This is a genomic window from Microcystis sp. T1-4, assembly GCF_000297435.1.
In the GTDB taxonomy this organism is placed as follows: Bacteria; Cyanobacteriota; Cyanobacteriia; order Cyanobacteriales; family Microcystaceae; genus Microcystis.
The window spans coordinates 1-20,422 of sequence record NZ_CAIP01000190.1; the positions used below are offsets into that span (position 1 = coordinate 1).

General features: G+C 43.1%; 14 protein-coding genes and 1 pseudogene. 8 read left to right on the forward strand and 7 right to left on the reverse strand.

Annotated elements, in window-relative coordinates; all coding sequences use genetic code 11:
* From MICAI_RS11975 to MICAI_RS11985, 3 genes and pseudogenes are all read right to left on the reverse strand, one after another.
* A pseudogene (locus MICAI_RS11975) lies at nt 1-378 on the reverse strand (hypothetical protein); the annotation flags it as partial.
* An 8-nt stretch (nt 379-386) separates the two neighbouring features.
* Nucleotides 387-1,358 carry an AAA family ATPase gene (locus MICAI_RS11980; RefSeq protein WP_008202131.1) on the reverse strand — a complete coding sequence of 324 codons (972 nt, stop codon included), beginning with the start codon at nt 1,356-1,358 and terminating at the stop codon, nt 387-389.
* Nucleotides 1,340-2,719, reverse strand: a complete 1,380-nt coding sequence (locus tag MICAI_RS11985; RefSeq protein ID WP_008202133.1) for a hypothetical protein — start codon at nt 2,717-2,719, stop codon at nt 1,340-1,342. Before MICAI_RS11985 ends, MICAI_RS11980 begins: the two co-directional genes overlap by 19 nt.
* Before the next feature lie 126 nt (nt 2,720-2,845).
* Between MICAI_RS11985 and MICAI_RS26430 the strand changes: the two genes are divergently transcribed.
* A complete protein-coding gene (locus MICAI_RS26430; RefSeq protein ID WP_008202135.1) occupies nt 2,846-3,013 on the forward strand; it encodes a hypothetical protein in 168 nt (55 codons plus the stop codon).
* A 279-nt stretch (nt 3,014-3,292) separates the two neighbouring features.
* Here MICAI_RS26430 and MICAI_RS11990 read toward each other — a convergent pair whose 3' ends face one another.
* Entirely contained in the window at nt 3,293-4,477 is a 1,185-nt protein-coding gene (locus MICAI_RS11990; protein ID WP_008202137.1) for an NAD(P)H-quinone oxidoreductase subunit H, read from the reverse strand.
* Nucleotides 4,478-5,469: 992 nt separating this feature from the next.
* On the opposite strand from MICAI_RS11990, the gene pruA reads away from it, so the two are divergent.
* Nucleotides 5,470-8,439, forward strand: coding sequence for an L-glutamate gamma-semialdehyde dehydrogenase (gene pruA / locus MICAI_RS12000; RefSeq protein ID WP_008202139.1), 2,970 nt, complete (start codon nt 5,470-5,472; stop codon nt 8,437-8,439).
* Nucleotides 8,440-8,755: 316 nt separating this feature from the next.
* Complete coding sequence (locus MICAI_RS12005) at nt 8,756-10,390, forward strand: alpha-D-glucose phosphate-specific phosphoglucomutase (protein WP_008202142.1); 1,635 nt, start codon at nt 8,756-8,758, stop codon at nt 10,388-10,390.
* A gap of 68 nt (nt 10,391-10,458) precedes the next feature.
* Here MICAI_RS12005 and MICAI_RS12010 read toward each other — a convergent pair whose 3' ends face one another.
* Genes MICAI_RS12010 through MICAI_RS12020 form a run of 3 tightly spaced genes read right to left on the reverse strand, consistent with a single transcriptional unit; the run spans nt 10,459 to nt 12,801 of the window.
* The gene (locus MICAI_RS12010; RefSeq protein WP_008202144.1) at nt 10,459-10,869 is read right to left on the reverse strand and encodes a tellurite resistance TerB family protein; all 411 of its coding nucleotides are present in this window, start codon (nt 10,867-10,869) and stop codon (nt 10,459-10,461) included.
* Between the two features lies 1 nt (nt 10,870).
* Nucleotides 10,871-12,211, reverse strand: a complete 1,341-nt coding sequence (locus tag MICAI_RS12015; RefSeq protein ID WP_008202146.1) for a 16S rRNA (cytosine(967)-C(5))-methyltransferase — start codon at nt 12,209-12,211, stop codon at nt 10,871-10,873.
* The gene (locus MICAI_RS12020; protein ID WP_306342206.1) at nt 12,208-12,801 is read right to left on the reverse strand and encodes an alpha/beta hydrolase; all 594 of its coding nucleotides are present in this window, start codon (nt 12,799-12,801) and stop codon (nt 12,208-12,210) included. The genes MICAI_RS12015 and MICAI_RS12020 overlap by 4 nt, the downstream gene beginning before the upstream one ends.
* A gap of 210 nt (nt 12,802-13,011) precedes the next feature.
* On the opposite strand from MICAI_RS12020, the gene MICAI_RS12025 reads away from it, so the two are divergent.
* From MICAI_RS12025 to MICAI_RS12045, 5 genes are all read left to right on the forward strand, one after another.
* Nucleotides 13,012-13,200 (forward strand): hypothetical protein, encoded by a 189-nt coding sequence (locus MICAI_RS12025; protein ID WP_008202150.1) that lies wholly within the window; start codon nt 13,012-13,014, stop codon nt 13,198-13,200.
* Nucleotides 13,201-13,219: 19 nt separating this feature from the next.
* On the forward strand, nt 13,220-14,755 hold the full coding sequence (locus MICAI_RS12030) for a bifunctional ADP-dependent NAD(P)H-hydrate dehydratase/NAD(P)H-hydrate epimerase (protein WP_008202152.1): 1,536 nt from the start codon (nt 13,220-13,222) through the stop codon (nt 14,753-14,755).
* A 421-nt stretch (nt 14,756-15,176) separates the two neighbouring features.
* The gene (locus MICAI_RS12035; protein WP_002797176.1) at nt 15,177-16,982 is read left to right on the forward strand and encodes an aspartate kinase; all 1,806 of its coding nucleotides are present in this window, start codon (nt 15,177-15,179) and stop codon (nt 16,980-16,982) included.
* A 107-nt stretch (nt 16,983-17,089) separates the two neighbouring features.
* A complete protein-coding gene (locus tag MICAI_RS12040) occupies nt 17,090-17,506 on the forward strand; it encodes a hypothetical protein (protein WP_008202154.1) in 417 nt (138 codons plus the stop codon).
* A gap of 135 nt (nt 17,507-17,641) precedes the next feature.
* Nucleotides 17,642-20,038 (forward strand): tetratricopeptide repeat protein, encoded by a 2,397-nt coding sequence (locus MICAI_RS12045; protein WP_232306185.1) that lies wholly within the window; start codon nt 17,642-17,644, stop codon nt 20,036-20,038.
* Nucleotides 20,039-20,422: the final 384 nt, after the last annotated feature.

Below are 20,422 nucleotides of genomic sequence, written 5' to 3' on the forward strand. Positions count from 1 at the left end.
TGCCCCAGAAGGGGTAATTTCTAATGAGGGAGATTCCCTATCATCCATCGGGTTTATGATTTTGCTAATCGATTCTTCTGGATGGCGAATAGGTGTTTTTTTGGCTATTTCTATATTTATTTCTGGTTGTAACTGTAGCATCTCTGTCCAGGCCTGATCAAACTTTTCTTTTTCTTTCGGGGATTTAACCCATAAAGCTTGACAAAGAAGTTTAATTTTAGGATTGTCTAAGTTGGGATTTTCTTGAATAGCAATATCAGAATCATTGGCGAGTTTTTGAATTAGGTAATTTTCCACCCGATAATATTGTTCAATAGACAGCAGAAATCCTTCTTCGTCTCTGAGTTGATAAAATAGCTCAAGTAGGGGGGATGTCATTGGCTTTTTTAACCTCTTGTTCCATAATCTTGTAAATCGGTACGGCTTTTTAGTAAAACACTAGCGTGGGGTAATTTGTCCTCGTTTAATTTGGCGATAATTTCTTCAGGTTTGTACTTGAGCAACGATTTAAACCAGGCTATTAATTCACTGGTGCTAACTTTTTTTTCTCCTTCAGATTTAGTCTCGTCTTGTGATGTTCTCACTTCCAGAAAACGGTCCACTGCTTTGATGATAACCTCTTGTTCAGCGTCGGTAAACCGTTCGGTTAATATTTTTCTTAATCTTTCTTGGTTGGGTAGCTCAATATAGTGATAAATGCAACGTCTCAGAAAAGCATTGGGTAAGTTTTTTTCTTGATTACTGGTAATTATAATCAGAGGAAAAGCTTGATCATTTGCTTGAATTAATTCTCCTGTTTCTTTAATGAAAAAACGACGAGATTCAATGGCTAAAAGTAAATCATTAGGAAAATCTCGATCCGCTTTATCTATTTCATCAATTAATACTACCGATTGTTCTTGCTTATCTTGACTTTGTTTAAATGCTTTACCCAAGGGTTGTAAATCAACCCAATCTTTTGAAGTAGCTGGATTTTTTTGCTCAGAAGAAGATTCTCCTGCTCCTTTTTGGCTTAAAATTCCGCTAATTTGAGCAGCTTGTAAACGGCCAATATAATCATATTGATAGAGACTATCTTCCGCTTTGCTTGTAGATTGAACTATCCATTCATGATATTTTATAGAACCACTTTGCTGACCATTATTAAATTCATAAACTAAGGCATGAGCTAGACGACTTTTGCCACATCCCGGCTCACCTTCTAGTAACAAAGGCATTCCCAATTCAATAGCCAAGTTAACAACTTCTATTAACTCATCACCTGCGTCATAGGGATAAATTTTCTGTTGAATCGGTTCATAATAAAGTCCCGATTTAGGTTGAATTTCTCCCGTGTAAGTTAAGGATAGTTTAGCCATTTATTTTCCCTCGATAATTGTCCTTGAAATTGTTGATAAAAAGCTTTCAGTGTGTCTTCTATGTTGCCTTCATTGCTATTTTTCCATAATTCCTGCAAGGTAGATTTAAATAAGTCTGTGGTTTCATCCTGTAAGTCACAACCTAACTGAAGTTGTTGAGCAAAAGTAGGAATAATTTCCTGAAAAGACCGTTGTTCAAAGCAAGAGTCAATCTGTAAGCGGTGAATAGGAAATTCTGATAATCTGTCGCTATCTCTCCAATCATTCCCTTCTCCATAATCTAACCAAATCATTAATAAAAAGCCCAGAATAGGACTATTTTGTATTTTACGAGCGTTGGTAATTAAGTTTTGCCAAAACGAATCAATGTCTTTTAAACGGGAAAAGTCTGCACAATCAATTCCTTCAAAAATCAAACAAAAATTATTAGCTTTTAAATTTTTAATTCCTCCAGAATTATTGAAAAAATGTTCATGAAGACTATAGCTATCCCATTCTTCCTGACCATCTCCTTGAAATTTAAAAACAATAGGTTTAACGGGCAAATTATTAGTGATCAAGATTTCTTTTTCTAAACGACGCAAACACAAAACACGATATGTATGAGGACAAGGGGGAATATAAATACTGCCTTCTCGTAAAGTTTTAGCGGCTATTGAACTGGTAAAATTTACTAGATTAGTATAATTAAATTTTGTCAAAACACGATAAATTTTTTCATTATTTGTTTGTTGATTTTTTGGGTTTTGATGATGAAGTTGACAACATTGTAAGCTTTCAAAATCTAGGCCTAATACTTCGCAATAAGCTTGAACAATATAAGACTGTTTAGAGGTTCGCCCTTTTTTTCCTAGTCCATATTTTTGTTCAGTACAAAACCGCAAACTATCTCCAGATATGCCAATTACCTTTAAAATAGACGAATCTAATAAAAAATTCAGAACCTCATCAAAGGTTAAATGAATTAAATTATCATTAATATCTTCAATTCTGGTTGTATTTATTTTATTTTGAGTAATGTACTCCCTTTTATTCTGATTTTCAAATCCTTTAAAATCAGATTTATTTTGTAAGTACAATTTCTTACCCTTTGGTTCTAAAACCTCTTTAGTTGCTCCAGATTGTGGCTGAGATTCTGTCATCCAATCTTTCAAGACATTTAATCGAATGGTATAACTGGAAGTTTTTGTTTGACTACGGTATTCTTCGAGAAATGCCTCAAGTAACCATCGACTTGCTTCTATTAATATTTTCTCTATTTTCTCCGAAGCACAAGAATAGTCTCCCTCATAAGCATCTTTAGCCTTACGAAGGGTTTCTACATCTTCATCCGATAATCTGATTTCGCCGGACCTTAACATAAATCTCGTCAAACGTCAACCTACGATCTGATCCACTTTTTGATCCCCTTTTGCCAGCATTTGCTGAAAGCATTTTAATCAACTTGTCCTCAAAAAACAAGCCCTAAGGCGACAGGAGCAAAATCTATGAATTTTTGGCAAAAACATAAAGCGGACATTGACGTGATTTGCCGCATCATCACCACTTTAACCGCCTTGGCTAGTTTGGGTGTTCAGGTGGGGGAGTTAAAGATTCCCGAAAGCAAGATTCTTCCCCCTATCCCTGAGGTTCAGGTGGAATTAAATATCAGATGAACGTAGGTTGGGTTGAAGCATGAAACCCAACTCCTGCATGGGTTACGCTACCGCTAACCCATCCTACAAATAATTTTGCCTCCCTACTTAAGACGTATTTAAATCGCTTATTCTTAGATTAGCCGAATCTCCTCCCCCCTTGCCCCCCCGATGTCGGGGGGGTTGGGGGGGTTGCCTCTTGCCTCATCTCAACAGGCAATTTAAATTACGAACAGCTTTTTTCATAAGACTGGACCAAAACGAGGGTGAGTTAATAAGATAACCCACCCTGAAAGAGATTTAGCGATCGACTGACCCCATAATAATATCAATACTGCCTAAAATCGCCATAATATCGGCAACTTTTACCCCTTTGAGGATATGGGGCAGAATTTGAAGATTATTAAAATCAGCGGCCCGAATTTTCCAACGCCAAGGGAAGAGTTCATCATTACCGACGATAAAGATACCTAATTCACCTTTACCGCTTTCCAAGCGCACATAATGTTCACCTTTAGGGATTTTGAAAGTGGGGGCGACTTTTTTGGCGATATATTGATAGTCAAAATCATTCCAAGCTGATTTTTTCCCTTCTGCCATCCGTTTTGCTTCCAGATTTTCGTAGGGACCACCGGGTAAACCTTTCAGTGCTTGCCGGATAATTTTCACCGATTCGCGCATTTCCCGAATCCGCACCAGATAACGAGCAAAACAATCGCCGGCGGTTTCCCAATGCACTTCCCAGTCAAAATCGTCGTAACACTCGTAATGGTCAACTTTTCTTAAATCCCATTTCACCCCGGAAGCGCGCAACATCGGACCAGATAAACCCCAGTTAATCGCTTCGTCTCTGGTAATGCAGCCTATCCCTTCAATACGACGGCGGAAAATCGGGTTATTAGTGATTAATTTCTCGTATTCGTCCACTTTGGGGTCAAAATAGTCACAGAAATCCTCGCACTTATCCACCCATCCGTAGGGTAAATCCACCGCCACGCCACCAATACGGAAATAATTATTATTAATTAACCGCATTCCCGTGGCAGCTTCCCAGAGGTCATAAATCATCTCCCGTTCCCGGAAAATGTAGAAAAAGGGAGTTTGTGCGCCTACATCCGCCATAAAGGGGCCTAACCAGAGTAAATGGTTAGCGATGCGGTTGAGTTCCAACATAATCACCCGGATATATTGCGCTCGTTTGGGAACGGCGATATCGGCTAATTTTTCGGGAGCATTGACCGTAATCGCCTCGTTAAACATCCCTGCGGCGTAATCCCAACGACTAACGTAGGGAACGTACATGACATTGCTGCGATTTTCGGCAATTTTTTCCATGCCCCGATGAAGATAACCGATTACGGGTTCACAGTCAATCACGTCTTCCCCGTCAAGGGTGACGATTAAGCGCAAAACTCCGTGCATTGACGGGTGATGGGGTCCCATGTTTAAAACCATGGGTTCTGTTCTCGTTTCAATTTTTGCCATAGGGCTACCGATGATCCCGAAAATCTTTTTAAAGTTATTATAAGTAAACGCTTCGACAATACACAAGGACTATCGGGTATCAGGAGGCGGCTGGCAGGATTTAGGAGGCAGTCACGATGCAACAAGTTACACTGTCAAGCATGAAAATATTCTGATCCTAAATCCAGTTATTAAAAACTGATTATTTATTCCCCCTTTTGCAGGAGTGCCTCTCCTGATATGTAGCCTATACTCAAGGGATTTAGTATTACTTGAGATCTGATTACTCAATCCAAGCTTTTGGGGGGTTCTACCCCCCAAACCCCCCGTTGGGGGCGTGGCGCCGCCCCCAAACCCCCCGCGCATTAGTTTTTCGGTGGGATGCTTACACGCAGCCGCTGACACATCTGTAATGATTTGAGAGGGGAGCATCTCATTTATGCAAGTGAGTAATTATACTTATCTATAAAACTGGTTTCTAGCAAGGCTTTCAAAATAGCTTGACATAAAAACCTGATTTAGGGGTTACAAAGGTGAGATGCTCCCTTTGAGAGTCACTCCCCTTGCAGGAGTGTCTCTGCTGATATGTAGCTTATACTCAACAGATTTAGTATGATCGACGAATTGGCGTTATTTCAGCTTCTGTTTTCCAGTCAGTCAGGATTTAGGAGATTATTTTTATTTATACTTCCCACTTCCCCACACCCCACACCCCACACCCTCTTTGAAGTCAGGAGATTATTTTTATTTATTCTCCCCATTTCCTAATTCATAATTCATAATTCATAATTCATAATTCCCTCTCCCCGCTCGATCGAGTACAATAGAGTGTTCAGCAAAAGCGATCGGCTATTAGCTTTGATTAGTCCTTCGGTAAGAGTTATAAACCAGAGAAAAGAGCCATTAAGAGCGGCAATCAGCTGAAAAAGCTCAAAAACTGAATTTTAGGCCGAAGGCTGACCTTAGCTTGCTGAAAGCTGAATCCCGTTGATAATTTTTTTACTTGAATCACCGTGGTTATCCAAATCGACTCAACTCAAAACTACGAAACCAAAACCCAAGAGATCGCTAGACAACTTTTAGCCGAAACTCGGGAAAAAAAAGGTCTTTGGTCTGCTTTACAGGATCAAATGCGTTGGGATGATAAATTACTCGATTGGGCAATGTCTAACCCCAATTTACGAGTACAATTATTCCGTTTTATTGACTGTTTACCCGCTTTACGCAGTAATGCCGAGATCGCTAATCATCTCCAACAATACCTCGGTGATGCTTCCGTAGAACTGCCCAGTGCGCTGAAAAGTATCCTCAACTTTAGTGATCCTAACTCCCTACCCGCTCAAACGGCCGCCAGTCTGATCAGTAAATCCGTAGAAACCTTAGCTCGTAAGTATATCGCCGGGGAAGACCTAGAGCAAATTACTCGCACTGTCACCCGTCTGCGGAAGGAAAAAATGGCTTTTACCATAGATCTTCTCGGTGAAGCGGTAATTACTGAAGCGGAAACCCAAGTTTATCTACAAAGTTATCTGGATTTAATGACCCATTTGGCTCAAGAAGCGAGCAAATGGAATAAAGTTAGCCAAATTGATGAAGCGGACGGCGACTTATTACCACAAGTGCAGGTTTCTGTCAAGCTAACTGCCTTTTATTCTCAGTTTGATCCCATGGATCCCATTGGCAGTAAGGAGAAAGTTTGCGATCGCATTCGACTACTATTGCGACGCGCTCAGGAGTTAGGGGTAGCAGTCCATTTTGATATGGAACAGTACGTTTATAAAAACCTCACCCTGGCTATCCTGAAAGAATTACTCCTAGAAGAAGAATTTCGCAGTCGTACCGATATTGGCATCACCCTACAGGCATATTTAAGAGATTCTGCCCAAGATTTACAAGATTTAATTAATTGGGCCAAAAAGCGCGGTTATCCCCTTACTGTCCGGCTAGTCAAAGGCGCTTACTGGGATCAGGAAACAATTAAATCTCGCCAAAATCACTGGCCACAGCCGGTATATAACGAAAAATCCGCCACCGATGCCAATTATGAGCGGATGACGCGGTTATTATTGGAAAATCATCAATATTTATACGCCGCCATCGGTAGTCATAACGTGCGATCGCAAGCATTGGCCTGTGCGATCGCAGAAAGTTTAGAAATTCCCCGTCGTCGCTTTGAAATGCAGGTATTGTACGGCATGGGCGACCAATTAGCCAAAGCGTTAGTGAACCGGGGTCATCGGGTGCGGGTTTATTCCCCCTACGGACAACTCTTACCCGGTATGGCCTACCTAATCCGCCGTTTATTAGAAAATACCGCTAATAGTTCCTTCCTAAGGCAAAATTTGGAGGATCGTCCCGTGGAAGATTTAATCGCAGCCCCCCGGGTTTTAGGCAAGGATAACCCGATTATCCCCGGTTTTCCTAATGCCCCCGATACAGATTATGCTAACGAGCAATTACGAAATAAAGCGAGTCAAGCTCTTACTTTTGTCAAAAATTCCCTCGGTAAAACCTATTTACCCCTAATTAACGGCGAATACGTCGCCACCAATGTTCAAATTAATTCCGTTAATCCCTGTAACCCACAGGAAATAGTGGGTAAAGTGGGCTTAATTGATGTGGAACAGGCAGAAAAAGCGATCATAGCGGCGAAACAGGCTTTTCCCGCGTGGAAACGCACTCCAGTGGCTAAAAGAGCCGAAATACTGCGAAAAGCGGCAGATTTGATGGAAGCGCGACGACACGAGTTATCGGCCTGGATTTGTTTGGAAGTGGGCAAAGTTATCCAACAGGCGGATCCGGAAGTGTCAGAAGCGATCGATTTTTGCCGTTATTACGCCTCCGAGATGGAAAGACTGGATTTAGGGCATAATTTCGACGTAGCAGGCGAGAATAATCGTTATTTCTACCAACCACGGGGTATTGCTTTAGTGATTTCTCCCTGGAATTTCCCCCTAGCCATTGCGGTGGGGATGACAGTAGCAGCTTTAGTAGCCGGTAACTGTACGCTATTGAAACCTGCCGAGACTTCCTCGGTGATTACGGCGAAATTTGCCGAGATTCTCCTAGAAGCGGGTATTCCTGCCGGAGTCTTCCAATATATCCCGGGTAAAGGTTCGCAAGTGGGGGCGCATTTAGTTAGCCATCCCGATGTTCACCTAATCGCCTTCACCGGTTCACGAGAAGTGGGCTGTCGCATCTATACAGATGCCTCCATCGTGCAAAAGGGTCAAAAACACCTAAAACGAGTTATCGCCGAAATGGGCGGCAAAAATGCCCTAATTGTCGATGAGAGTGCCGATTTAGATCAGGCCGTTGTCGGTGCGGTTAAGTCCGCTTTTGGCTACACCGGCCAGAAATGTTCGGCCTGTTCGCGGATAATTGTTCTGGAAAGCGTCTATGATAGCTTTGTGGATCGCTTTGTCGAGGCTACCAAGTCCCTCAATATCGGGCCGACGGATTTACCGAGTACGGAAGTAGGACCGGTTATCGACGAGAAAGCTCAAGCAAGAATTCGGGAATATATCGAAACTGGTAAAAAAGAGGCAGAATTGGCCCTAGAAATGCCGATTCCAGAAGTGGGTTACTTCGTCAGTCCCACCGTCTTTAAAAATGTTCCCCCTGATGCGGTAATAGCGATGGAGGAAATTTTTGGTCCGGTGGTGGCGATTATCAAAGTGAGCAATTTTGAGCAAGCTTTAGCTGTAGCTAACGGAACCGACTATGCTTTAACCGGTGGCTTATATTCTCGCACTCCTGCCCATATTAACCGAGCTACGCAGGAATTTGAAGTGGGAAACCTCTATATTAACCGGGGAATCACCGGTGCGATTGTCTCCCGTCAACCCTTCGGGGGTTTCAAGATGTCGGGGGTAGGTTCCAAAGCAGGGGGTCCCGATTATCTCTTGCAATTCCTCGAACCTCGTCACATCAGCGAGAATATTCAACGTCAGGGATTTGCACCGATTGAAGGGGCCGATTAAGCGATATAGCTAAAATTGGTTATTATTGGGGGTTTATACCCCCAAATCTGGTTCATTTATTGGCTAAGACTCATCTTAACCCCCTATCCTTAGATTAGCTCTCTTATTCTTTGTGTGATCTCGCGTAGCGAGCGCGTTGCGACCAGTTTAAATTATATAGGAGCGATCGATCTCTGTGTCCTTTGTGTCTCTGTGGTTCCTTCCACTCACTCACCAAACCCAATAGAACCGTTGTCTTTCCTAGCTGATTTCTTGGCTGTCAACCTACTGCTATATACTTAAGTTTACAATTGCGTCAGCCCATCGAGAAAAGACTATGACGATTGAAACCGTTGCCACAAAACCCTTTAGTGACCAAAAACCGGGGACTTCTGGATTGCGAAAATCCGTTCCCGTTTTTCAACAACCCCATTATCTGGAAAATTTTATTCAAGCTATCTTCAATACTTTAGACGGTATCGAGGGTCAAACCCTAGTCGTCGGTGGAGATGGTCGTTATTATAACCGTCAAGCTATTCAAACTATCCTGAAAATCGCTGCCGCTAACGGTATCGGTAGAATCCTCGTGGGAACCGATGGTATTGTCTCCACTCCCGCTATTTCTGGGTTAATTCGCGAAAATAACGCTTTTGGCGGTATTGTTCTCTCCGCTAGTCATAACCCCGGCGGTCCGGAGGGGGATTTTGGCATTAAGTACAATATTACTAACGGCGGACCGGCCCCGGAAAATATCACCGATGCAATTTATGCCGAGACTAAGGTGATTAGCAGTTATAAAATCCTCTCAGGGGCCGATATTAATCTTGATCGCCCCAGTTCCTTTAAACTGGGAACTATGGATGTGGAAGTGATCGATGCGGTTACTCCCTACGTCAAAATGATGGAAAAGATTTTTGATTTCGATCGCATTCAAGCCCTACTCACTTCTGGTAAGTTTAAAATGTGCATGGATTCTCTCCATGCGGTGACGGGTCCCTACGCTTATGCTCTATTTGAACAGCGTTTAGGCGCGCCCAAAGGTACAGTATTAAATGGTATTCCCTTAGAGGATTTTGGTGGTGGTCATCCCGATCCTAACCTAGTCTATGCCCATGATCTGGTAGAAATTCTCTTCGGTCAAGATGCACCCGATTTTGGGGCTGCTTCCGATGGAGATGGCGATCGCAATATGATCCTCGGTCGGAATTTTTTTGTCACCCCTAGTGATAGTTTAGCTGTACTAACTGCCAACGCTCATCTAGTACCGGGGTATCAAAATGGTATCACGGGAGTGGCGCGATCGATGCCCACCAGTGCGGCGGCCGATCGCGTAGCGGCTAAACTGGGAATTGACTGTTATGAAACTCCCACCGGTTGGAAATTCTTCGGTAATTTGTTGGATGCGGGGAAAGCAACCCTTTGCGGTGAGGAAAGTTTCGGCACGGGTTCCAATCATATTCGCGAAAAAGATGGTTTATGGGCGGTTCTTTTCTGGTTAAATATTTTGGCCGTTAAAGGGGAATCTGTAGAGGAAATTGTTCGCAGTCATTGGCAAGAATTTGGTCGTAATTTCTATTCTCGTCATGATTATGAAGAAGTCGCCTTAGAACCGGCTAAAGAGATGATGGCACGTCTCCAGAAGCTGGTTTTAGACCTTAAGGGTAAACAATTTGGTAACTATGAAGTGGAATATGCCGATGATTTTAGCTATACGGACCCCGTGGATGGTAGTGTCAGTAAAAATCAAGGGATTCGCATTGGTTTTACCGATGGTTCTCGGATTATTTATCGTCTATCGGGTACGGGAACTAAAGGGGCAACTCTTCGGGTTTATCTAGAAAGTTATGAACCGGACGCAAGTAAACACGATATCGACACCCAAAAGGCTCTACAGCCGTTAATTGATTTAGCTGAAGAAATCGGTCAAATTCGTCAATCTACTGGACGGGAACAACCCACGGTTATTACCTAAAATCTAGGGATCAGCTATCAGTTTTTATCGGGGAATTTTTTGACCTGCTGACCACTGATAGCTCCTCTTTAATTACTTTCAGTAATTGCTTTGTGGTACAATTTTTGAATTCCCGTCACTAATTTATCTAAAATAGATCGATGGCTATCGTGAGTCGGATCAAGACTCTGCACTTTGGTTAATAATTTCGCTTCCTGTATATCCACGTCGTCATCGCTATAGATTAAGGTGCTAATCGATGTTATTAGATCTTGATAGGTTTCTGGACTAGGATTATCGCCTAAATAGGACTCTAACCATCGATAACATTCACCAGTTTTAACTGGTTTTAGTTCGGATAATAGTGGTTTAATCTCCGGATCATCATCAAGTTTTTCCCTCACAGCTACCTGTCTTAAATAGCTTCTTTCTGATGGTTGAATTACACCATCAATCCAGGCAACACCGATGAGAATTTTCAGTAATTGTTTATTTTTCATCTCACACTTCCTTGACTAACTTAGCCATAAAAAAACCGTCTTGATTATGCCGATGGGGTAACACTTCGATCGCTCCCGTTTCTGTATAGTATTCTGAGAAAGATGAATTAGAGTCAGGAGGGGCCATTTTCCAATCGGGATGAGCCGCTAAAAACTGCTCGATCACTCTTTCATTTTCTAACGGATCGAGAGTACAGGTGGCATAAACTAAGATTCCCTTCGGTTTTACCCAAGTAGCAGCCGAGGCTAAAAGTTCCCCCTGTCGTTTGGCTAGTACAGGTAAATTTTCGGGTGTTTGTCGCCAACGTATATCAGGACGCTTGTGCAGGGTTCCCAATCCTGAACAGGGAGCATCGATTAGTACACGATCAGCGATGCCGCACCACTGGGGACGATCGCGACTATCCCCTAGATGTATTTCGATCGCTTTTAAGTCTAATCTTTTAATATTGGCTTCTAACTGTCGTAAACGGGATGCCGTTTGATCACAGGCCAATATTCTACCCCGATCGCCCATTAATTCGGCAATATGAGTGGTTTTTCCCCCCGGTGCCGCGCAAGCGTCGATAATTGTCTCTCCGGGCTGGGGATCGAGGAGATAAGTGACTAATTGGGCGCTAATATCCTGTAGGGTGTAATTTCCGGCTCGAAATCCCTCTAAACGCTCAATATTGCCTAAACCAGAGGTTAAACGGCAAGCTAGAGGTAATTTAAGATGATTAAAAGTTATATTGGCTGATTCTAACTCATTTTCTAGGGCTTCTCGGCTAGTTTTCAGGGGATTAATCCGAATATCGAGGTCAGGAGAGCGATTAAACCATTGACACAGTTGTTCCGTTTCCGTAACACTAAAGCGATCTAACCACAATTGCACCAACCAATCGGGGAAACTGTGGAGAATACCCAATCTAGAAGCGGTATTTTCCGGCAAAATTAAAGGATCGTCGCCATTAGCAGTTAAACGGAGATATTGCCGCAGCATTCCGTTAACCACCGCCGCTAATTTGCCTAAATGACTGATTTTAGTTAATTCTACCGCCGTATTCACCGCCGCCGATGGGGGAATCTGGGAGAGATAACGCAGTTGATAAAGACCAATATGGAGAATTCGCCGTAAATCCGGGGGTTGCTGGGCCGCGGTTTTTTTTCCCAGGCGATCGAGCAGCGCATCCAAAGTTCTTTGGCGGCGTATTATACCATAAACAATCTCCGTTGTCAAGGCTTTGTCAAGACAATTTAAGGAACTAGCGGACAAATGGCGATCAAGAGCGCGATCGGGATAGGCGGAGGAGCGATCGATATCGCGTAAAATCAGCAAAGCCAGCTGACGAGCATTATTCATGCGGTTTCTAGACGATTGCGGAGGAATTGGCGTAATATAGTCAGCGCCGGAATCGGGATTTCGTGACCCATATTTAACTCGTGATATTCGACGTTAACCCCCAAACCAAGCAGTAAATCTCTGGCTTGACGAGCGGCAGCAATAGGAACGACGGGATCCTGCTTACCATGAACAATTAAGACATTTTGTGGGCCTTGGGGATGGGGTTCACCGTGCAGATAACCACTCAGGGAACCCAATCCCGCCAAGGGTAAGGATAAACCCACATCCAGCGTCATCGCTCCTCCTTGGGAAAAACCGGTCAAAAAAGTCCGCTCTAGGGGAATGCCGGTAGTTGCTTCTAGGGAAATAATCCAATCCTGCAACTGTTGACGACTAGCGACTAAACCTTGATAATCGGAGGTTTCTAACGCATACCAGGCGCGTCCCCCCGGCACTTGGGGATGATCAAAGGGAGCATTAGGAAACAAAAATTGACAATCAGCCAGATCCAGCATCGATGCTAGGGGGGCCAGATCCATGGCATCCGCACCCCAACCGTGCAGCATGATCACTAGATAGCGAGCGGGATTTTCTGGGGAAGGGGGAATGACAATCGGGTTAAAAGACAGGGTTTTTTCCTCGCAATTCTCTTTTTTCTCTATTCTATAGCGGTTTTCTCCGGGATGAGATGGCTGTTGGGGAGTCTTTTCAGTAACCAGTAATCAGTGAAAAGAAAACTCCGATTACTACCCCCTTCCTCTCTCGGAAAAGGTTTGGGGGTGAGGACAATTAACCAGAGCTGCCACTACTTTGGAAAAATGGTCTTAGTCGTCGTCGAGTATAGTTGTTGTCAGCAACTACTAAAATTAATTAATATATCCGCCGCTCACCGTCAAGCGGAAACTAGACAGAATGATCTGGCTATTATTACCCAAACCAGCCTTGAGCCAGTGAAAATTGGGGCTAATTGGCAATTTTTCGGCAAAAAAGTTATCTACACCTGTTAACAGGCAATTTATCCCCCGAATGAGCTACAATTATCGGTCAAACGTGGTTAATAGTGAGCAGATGCGTCGCATCGAAGGGGCGATTTTTGCCTCTGGTATGCCTGTGGCCGCTTTGATGGAAAAGGCAGCCCTGTTAACGGCACAACAGTTTAAAAAGTCCTATTCTTTGGCTAATTTCCCCAAAATCGGCGTTATAGTTGGCCCTGGTCACAATGGCGGCGATGCTCTCGTAATTGCTAGGGAATTACATCTCGCTGGTTATCAAGTATCTCTTTTTTGTCTGATCGCCAAACTCAAGGATTTAACAGCACAACAGGCGAATTATGTCAAGCATTTAGGCTTAATTTTTCAGAAAACTTTAGAATCTTTGGAGGATTGTCAGTTAATTATCGATGGTCTTTTCGGTTTTGGTTTAGAAAGGACTTTATCGGGAGAGATTGCCGAATTAGTCGATAAAATTAATAGTTGGCAAAAACCGATAATTAGTATCGATATTGCTTCGGGAATTCACACCGACACCGGAGAGGTTTTAGGCACGGCAATTAAAGCCACTCATACCTTTTGTTTGGGACTCTGGAAGCGAGCTTTTTTCCAAGATTTGGCCTTACCCTATCTGGGTAAAGTGGAGTTAATTGATATAGGAATTAGTCCCCTTGACCTAGAAACAATTTTACAAGATTCACCGCCAATTCTGAGGGTTAATCCCGATCTAATTCGCCATTATTTACCCTTACCCCGTCCTCTCCTTACCCATAAATATCAGCAGGGACATTTATTAATTATCTGTGGTTCTCGTCGTTATGCGGGGGGGGCAATTCTCGCCGGATTAGGAGCGCGAGGTAGTGGTGTGGGAATGCTTTCGATTGCCGTTCCTGCTGCCCTTAAATCTTTATTAATTAGTCATTTACCAGAAGCATTAATTATCGATTGTCCCGAAACTGCCACGGGAGCTATTGCCGAACTTCCCCTAGAATTAAATAATTATCATGTCCTCGCCTGTGGTCCTGGATTAACCACAGAAAATCCTGCTATTATCGAACAGGTTTTAGATAGTGATAAACCGATTATACTCGATGCCGATGCTTTAAATATTTTGGCTCAACTGGGTACAGAAAAATTATCATCTCGCCAAAATAAGACAATTTTAACGCCTCATTGGGGAGAATTTAAACGCTTATTTCCTAACTTATCAGGTTCTCAAGATAGGATTAATATCACTCAAGAAGCATCTCAACAAAGTGGTGCAATTGTCTTATTAAAAGGAGCCAGAACTATAATCGCCTCCCCGGAAGGTAAAATGTATATAATCCCCGAAAGTACCTCCGCTTTAGCGCGAGGTGGTAGTGGTGATGTCCTAACAGGATTAATCGGCGGATTCTTAACCCAAATGCAGGATAATCCCCCAGAAGCAACCGCATTAGCAGCTTATTTACACGCTCAAGCCGGCATTTTAGCGGCCAAAGAAAGGACAGAATTAGGAGTAGATGGAGTAACTTTAGCTAATTATTTATTTGCCGCCCTTAAAGATTCGATCCCCCCTGCCCCCCTTCGATAAGGGGGGTGGCCGATAGGCGGGGGGATCAGAATTGATGATTTTTACTGTATCTAACATTAAAATATCTTTCATAATACCCACCTAATAAACGCAATAAACGCAGAAATAAGTAGCGTTCTATCTTTGTGTCCTTTGTGTCTCTGTGGTTCGTTCCATTCACTCGCCAGCAGGACTATATCTTAGAATACATAATACCCACCAAACCTAAGAGAGCCAAAATATTATTAATAGCATAAATGTACTGTATTTAAACTGAGTAGGGGTATTTTAGTACAAATGCTCGGACTGCCTCCTTAAAGATTAATTCAGATAGTCGGCATTTGATAAAACATAAGGAATGTTAACCAAAACCACTTATCGTTAAGGAATTTTGATAAGTTGGAGATTGAACAAAGATAGAAAGTCTCTAGCGCTGACAACTATGGCTGTAATTGTCCAAAAATACGGTGGTACATCGGTAGGTTCCGTGGAACGCATTCAATCGGTCGCTCAACGGGTCAAAAATACGGTAATAGCAGGAAATACCGTGGTGGTGGTCGTTTCTGCCATGGGTAAAACCACCGATGGATTGGTCAATTTAGCCAAACAAATCGCCGCCGAACCCTCGCGCCGGGAGATGGATATGTTATTATCCACGGGGGAACAGGTAACAATCGCCTTGATGAGTATGGCCCTAGAGGAAATCGGACAACCGGCCATCTCCCTAACCGGCGCTCAGGTGGGAATTGTCACGGAATCCGAACATAGTCGGGCCCGTATTTTAGAAATTAAAACCGATCGCCTTTCCCGTCATCTATCGGAAGGTAAAGTAGTTGTGGTCGCCGGTTTTCAAGGTGTCAGCGATAGCGATCAACTAGAGATTACCACCCTAGGGCGCGGTGGGTCCGATACCTCGGCCGTAGCCCTAGCGGCCGCCTTAAAAGCCGATTTTTGCGAAATTTACACCGATGTACCCGGTATTCTCACCACTGACCCCCGTTTAGTCCCCGAAGCGCGTCTTTTAGACCAAATTACCTGCGATGAGATGCTCGAATTAGCCAGTTTAGGGGCGAAAGTTCTCCACCCGCGAGCGGTGGAAATCGCTAAAAACTTCGGGGTTCCCTTGGTTGTCCGCTCCAGTTGGACAGAGGATCCGGGTACTTGGGTGACATCCCCAGCACCGAAACCGCGCACCCTGCAAGGATTGGAATTGACAAAAGCAGTGGATGCGGTGGAATTTGAGGGTAATCAGGCGAAAATCTCCCTTTTACGGGTTCCGGATCGTCCCGGTATCGCTGCCCGTTTATTCGGGGAAATCGCCCATCAACAGGTGGACGTGGATTTAATTATTCAATCGATTCACGAGGGGGACAGCAACGATATCGCCTTTACGGTGATGGGAAATGCCTTGAAAAAAGCCCAATCCGTGGCCGAAGCGATCGCACCGGTTTTACGTTCCCATCCCACTAATACAGAGGAAGCGGAAGTGATTATCGAATCCGGGGCCGCTAAAATCGCCATTACCGGCGCTGGTATGATCGGCCGACCTGGAATTGCTGCCCAAATATTTAGCACTTTGGCCGCAGCAGCAATTAATATCGAAATGATCTCCACTTCTGAAGTAAAAGTCAGTTGCGTCATCGATGAAGCGGACGGAGAAAAAGCAATTAAAGTCCTTTGTGATGCTTTTCAAGTGGAGTATTCTGCTAAAGTTGCTCATTGCGAAATCCCTAAAAATTTAGTCCCAGTACGGGGAGTGGCCCTAGATAATAATCAGGCACAAATGGCCATTCGTAACGTCCCCGATCGCCCCGGGATGGCGGCGAGAATTTTCTCGGTTTTAGCGGCAAAAAATGTCAGTGTTGATATGATTATTCAATCCCAACGCTGTCGCATTGTCGATGGTATTCCTCGACGGGATATCGCTTTTACTTTACCCCAAGCTGATGCTAATTTAGCCCAAAAAATCCTTTTAGAACTATCGGAAAGTTTGGGTTTACAGGAAGTGGTGGTTAATAATGATGTGGCGAAAGTGAGCATTGTTGGTTCAGGAATGGAAGGACAACCGGGGGTAGCAGCACGCTTTTTTGAAGCTTTAGCAAAGGAGAAAATTAATATTTTAATGATTGCTACTTCTGATATAAAAATCAGTTGTGTGGTGAATCAGGAAGATGGAGTCAGGGCCCTACAAGTGGTTCACGCCGCTTTTGGATTAGCCGGACAGGGTAAAATTGAAGTACCCGCCTAAATGAAATTACAAGTTCTATGATGGGGGTAAGAGTTGTTTAATTGTTGGCAACTTATACCCCCAAAAACCCGATAAATAAGTTAACCCTCATCACCCCGATTTTATCTATGGACCCTCTTACAGGAGCAGCGATCGCAGTTGGTTCGATTATTGCCACTAAAGCGTTAGAGAAAACTGGTGAAAAAGTGGGAGAGAAAGTTTGGCAACAAACAGAAAAATTTCTCACTTCCCTGAAACAAGTTTCTCCAGATACTGTCACCGCAATTGAAAAAGCACCCGAACAGCCTTTAGATTATGGACAGGCAATTCTAGAGGTGGAATCTGTTGCTAAAACCAGTCCCGAATTAAGCCAAATTATAACCGAGTTGGTTAAAGCGATAGAAGCGGAACCTTCCCTTAAAGAATTGGTTAATAATACCCTTAAATCTCAATCTCAACAAGCCAGCTTTATCAATAATCAAAAATTACCTGATTCCATAAAGAATCTTTTTCAAGGTAATACATTCATTGGCAATACTTTCTGACTGCAGCCGCCTGTTAAGGAACAGGTTAAACAACATCCTCACAATTTATCTAATAGTAATATCCCTAGATTTGTTGGTAGGGATCAGGAATTAATTGACTTAAAAAAGCAATTACAACAATCCCAAAAGCTTGCTATATCTACCTTAACGGGAATGGGAGGCATAGGTAAAACCGAACTAGCCAGACAGTTTGGCTGGCAACAATGGCGGGAAAAAGCCTATCCCGGGGGTATATGTTGGTTAAATGTGGCAGAAAGTGACGGCGGTTTTATCGGTACTTCTATTTTAGATTTTGCGCGGGTACATCTCAAATTAACTTTACCGGATGAGGGAGAATTAGACGTAAAAATTCGTTATTGTTGGCAAAACTGGTTAGCGGGAAATGTCCTAATTATCTTTGATGATGTGCGGGATTATCAGCAAATTAGGGATTATTTACCACCGCAAGAAGACAAACGCTTTCAGGTTTTAATTACCACTCGCAAGGAATATTTATCAGCGACAATTGCGACTTTTCGGGTAGAAGTATTAAAAGAAAAAGATGCACTTGATTTATTGCGTTCCTACCTTGTAGATAACAGAATTGACACACAAATCGAGGCAGCTAAATTATTATGTCAGGATTTGGGTTATTTACCCTTGGCGTTAGAATTGGTGGCAAGGTTGCTGGTACGACGACAGGATTGGGAAATCAGCAAAATACGGCAGAAATTAGCCGAAAAAGGCTTAGATGAGCCAATCTTAGCCAAAAATCCCAAGTTTCATGGGGAAATGACTGCGGAAAGAGGGTTAAAAGCTGCCTTTAATCTCAGTTGGGAGGAGTTGCACAGCGAACCAGAAGCGCAAATTTTGGCACTTTACCTCAGTTTATTCGCTCTTGCGCCCTTTCCCAAGGGGATGATTCTGGATTTATTTCCCGATGAGGATGGGGATACAGTGGAGGAATGGTTAAGCGATAGTTTAGTTCACCTGAGTTTAGTTCAGGATAATCGTGATGGTTGGTATGAAATTCATCCCCTGTTGCGTCGCTATTTTCGGGATAAGTTAGAAGCATCACCCCACGCAGAACCAGCAAAACGCCGTTATTGTGGGATTATGGCCAAAAAATCGGCAGAAATGCCACAGAATCCCACTGTAGAAATCGTTGAAGAATTTAAACCTTTCCTTCTCCATCTACAAGCATCTGTCGGGGAATATCCCCAATATATCGCTGATGAGGATTTATTATGGTCCTATACGGGTTTAGCTTGGTATTATAACGGACAAGGATTGTATGCTATTGCTGAACCTTACTATCAAGATTGTTTAACCGCAACTCGAACCCACTTAGGAGACAATCATCCCCATGTGGCAACTTCCCTCAACAATTTAGCACTATTGTACGAATCCCAAGGCAGGTACACAGAAGCGGAACCTCTCCTTCTAGAAGCTTTAGATTTGAGAAAACGACTCTTAGGAGACAATCATCCCGATGTGGCAACTTCCCTCAACAGTTTAGCAGCATTGTACAAATCCCAAGGCAGGTACACAGAAGCGGAACCTCTCTATCTAGAAGCATTAGATTTGTATAAACGACTCTTAGGAGACAATCATCCCCATGTGGCACTTTCCCTCAACAATTTAGCACTATTGTACTATTCTCAAGGCAGGTACACAGAAGCAGAACCTCTCTTTCTAGAAGCATTAGATTTGTATAAACGACTCTTAGGAGACAATCATCCCCATGTGGCACTTTCCCTCAACAATTTAGCAGGATTGTACGATTCCCAAGGCAGGTACACAGAAGCAGAACCTCTCCTTCTAGAAGCATTAGATTTGTATAAACGACTCTTAGGAGACAATCATCCCCATGTGGCAACTTCCCTCAACAATTTAGCAGCATTGTACGATTCTCAAGGCAGGTACACAGAAGCAGAACCTCTCTTTCTAGAAGCATTAGATTTGTATAAACGACTCTTAGGAGACAATCATCCCCATGTGGCACTTTCCCTCAACAATTTAGCAGGATTGTACGATTCCCAAGGCAGGTACACAGAAGCAGAACCTCTCTATCTAGAAGCATTAGATTTGAGAAAACGACTCTTAGGAGACAATCATCCCGATGTGGCAACTTCCCTCAACAATTTAGCAAACTTGTACGAATCCCAAGGCAGGTACACAGAAGCGGAACCTCTCCATCTAGAAGCATTAGATTTGAGAAAACAACTCTTAGGAGACAATCATCCCGATGTGGCACAATCCCTCAACAATTTAGCAGGATTGTACGATTCCCAAGGCAGGTACACAGAAGCGGAACCTCTCTATCTAGAAGCATTAGATTTGACAAAACGACTCTTAGGAGACAATCATCCCGATGTGGCACAATCCCTCAACAATTTAGCACTATTGTACAAATCCCAAGGCAGGTACACAGAAGCGGAACCTCTTTATTCTGAAGCATTACAAATTTGTGAACAATCATTAGGAATAGCGCATCCAACAACAATGACGGTTCGAGGAAATTATGCTATCTGCCTTCGTCGTGGGAGATAGCGTCTTAACTGTGATTTATGGAATTATGGGATAGACTATAATTGATCATTGATAAAGACTTGCCAAATACAACACAATCATAGTATTCACTCAATCATTCAAATCACAGCTTAGACTTATTATAGGAATCTTCCAGACTCTGTGCGATAAGCTTAACCTACAACATAATCGATCTTTGTGTCCTTTGTGCCTTTGTGGTTCCTTCCATTCCCTCGCCAGCAGGACTGTATCTTAGAATACATTTTACCCACCAAATCCAAGAGAGCCTTGAATGAACCAATCATAGTTAAGAGCGTTGGAAAATAGGGTCTGTAGGCGCACGGATTTTCCATTATGAACATAGTATCATGTCAAGTCGCCTTTGTCAAGAGAAAATTTAAGGGA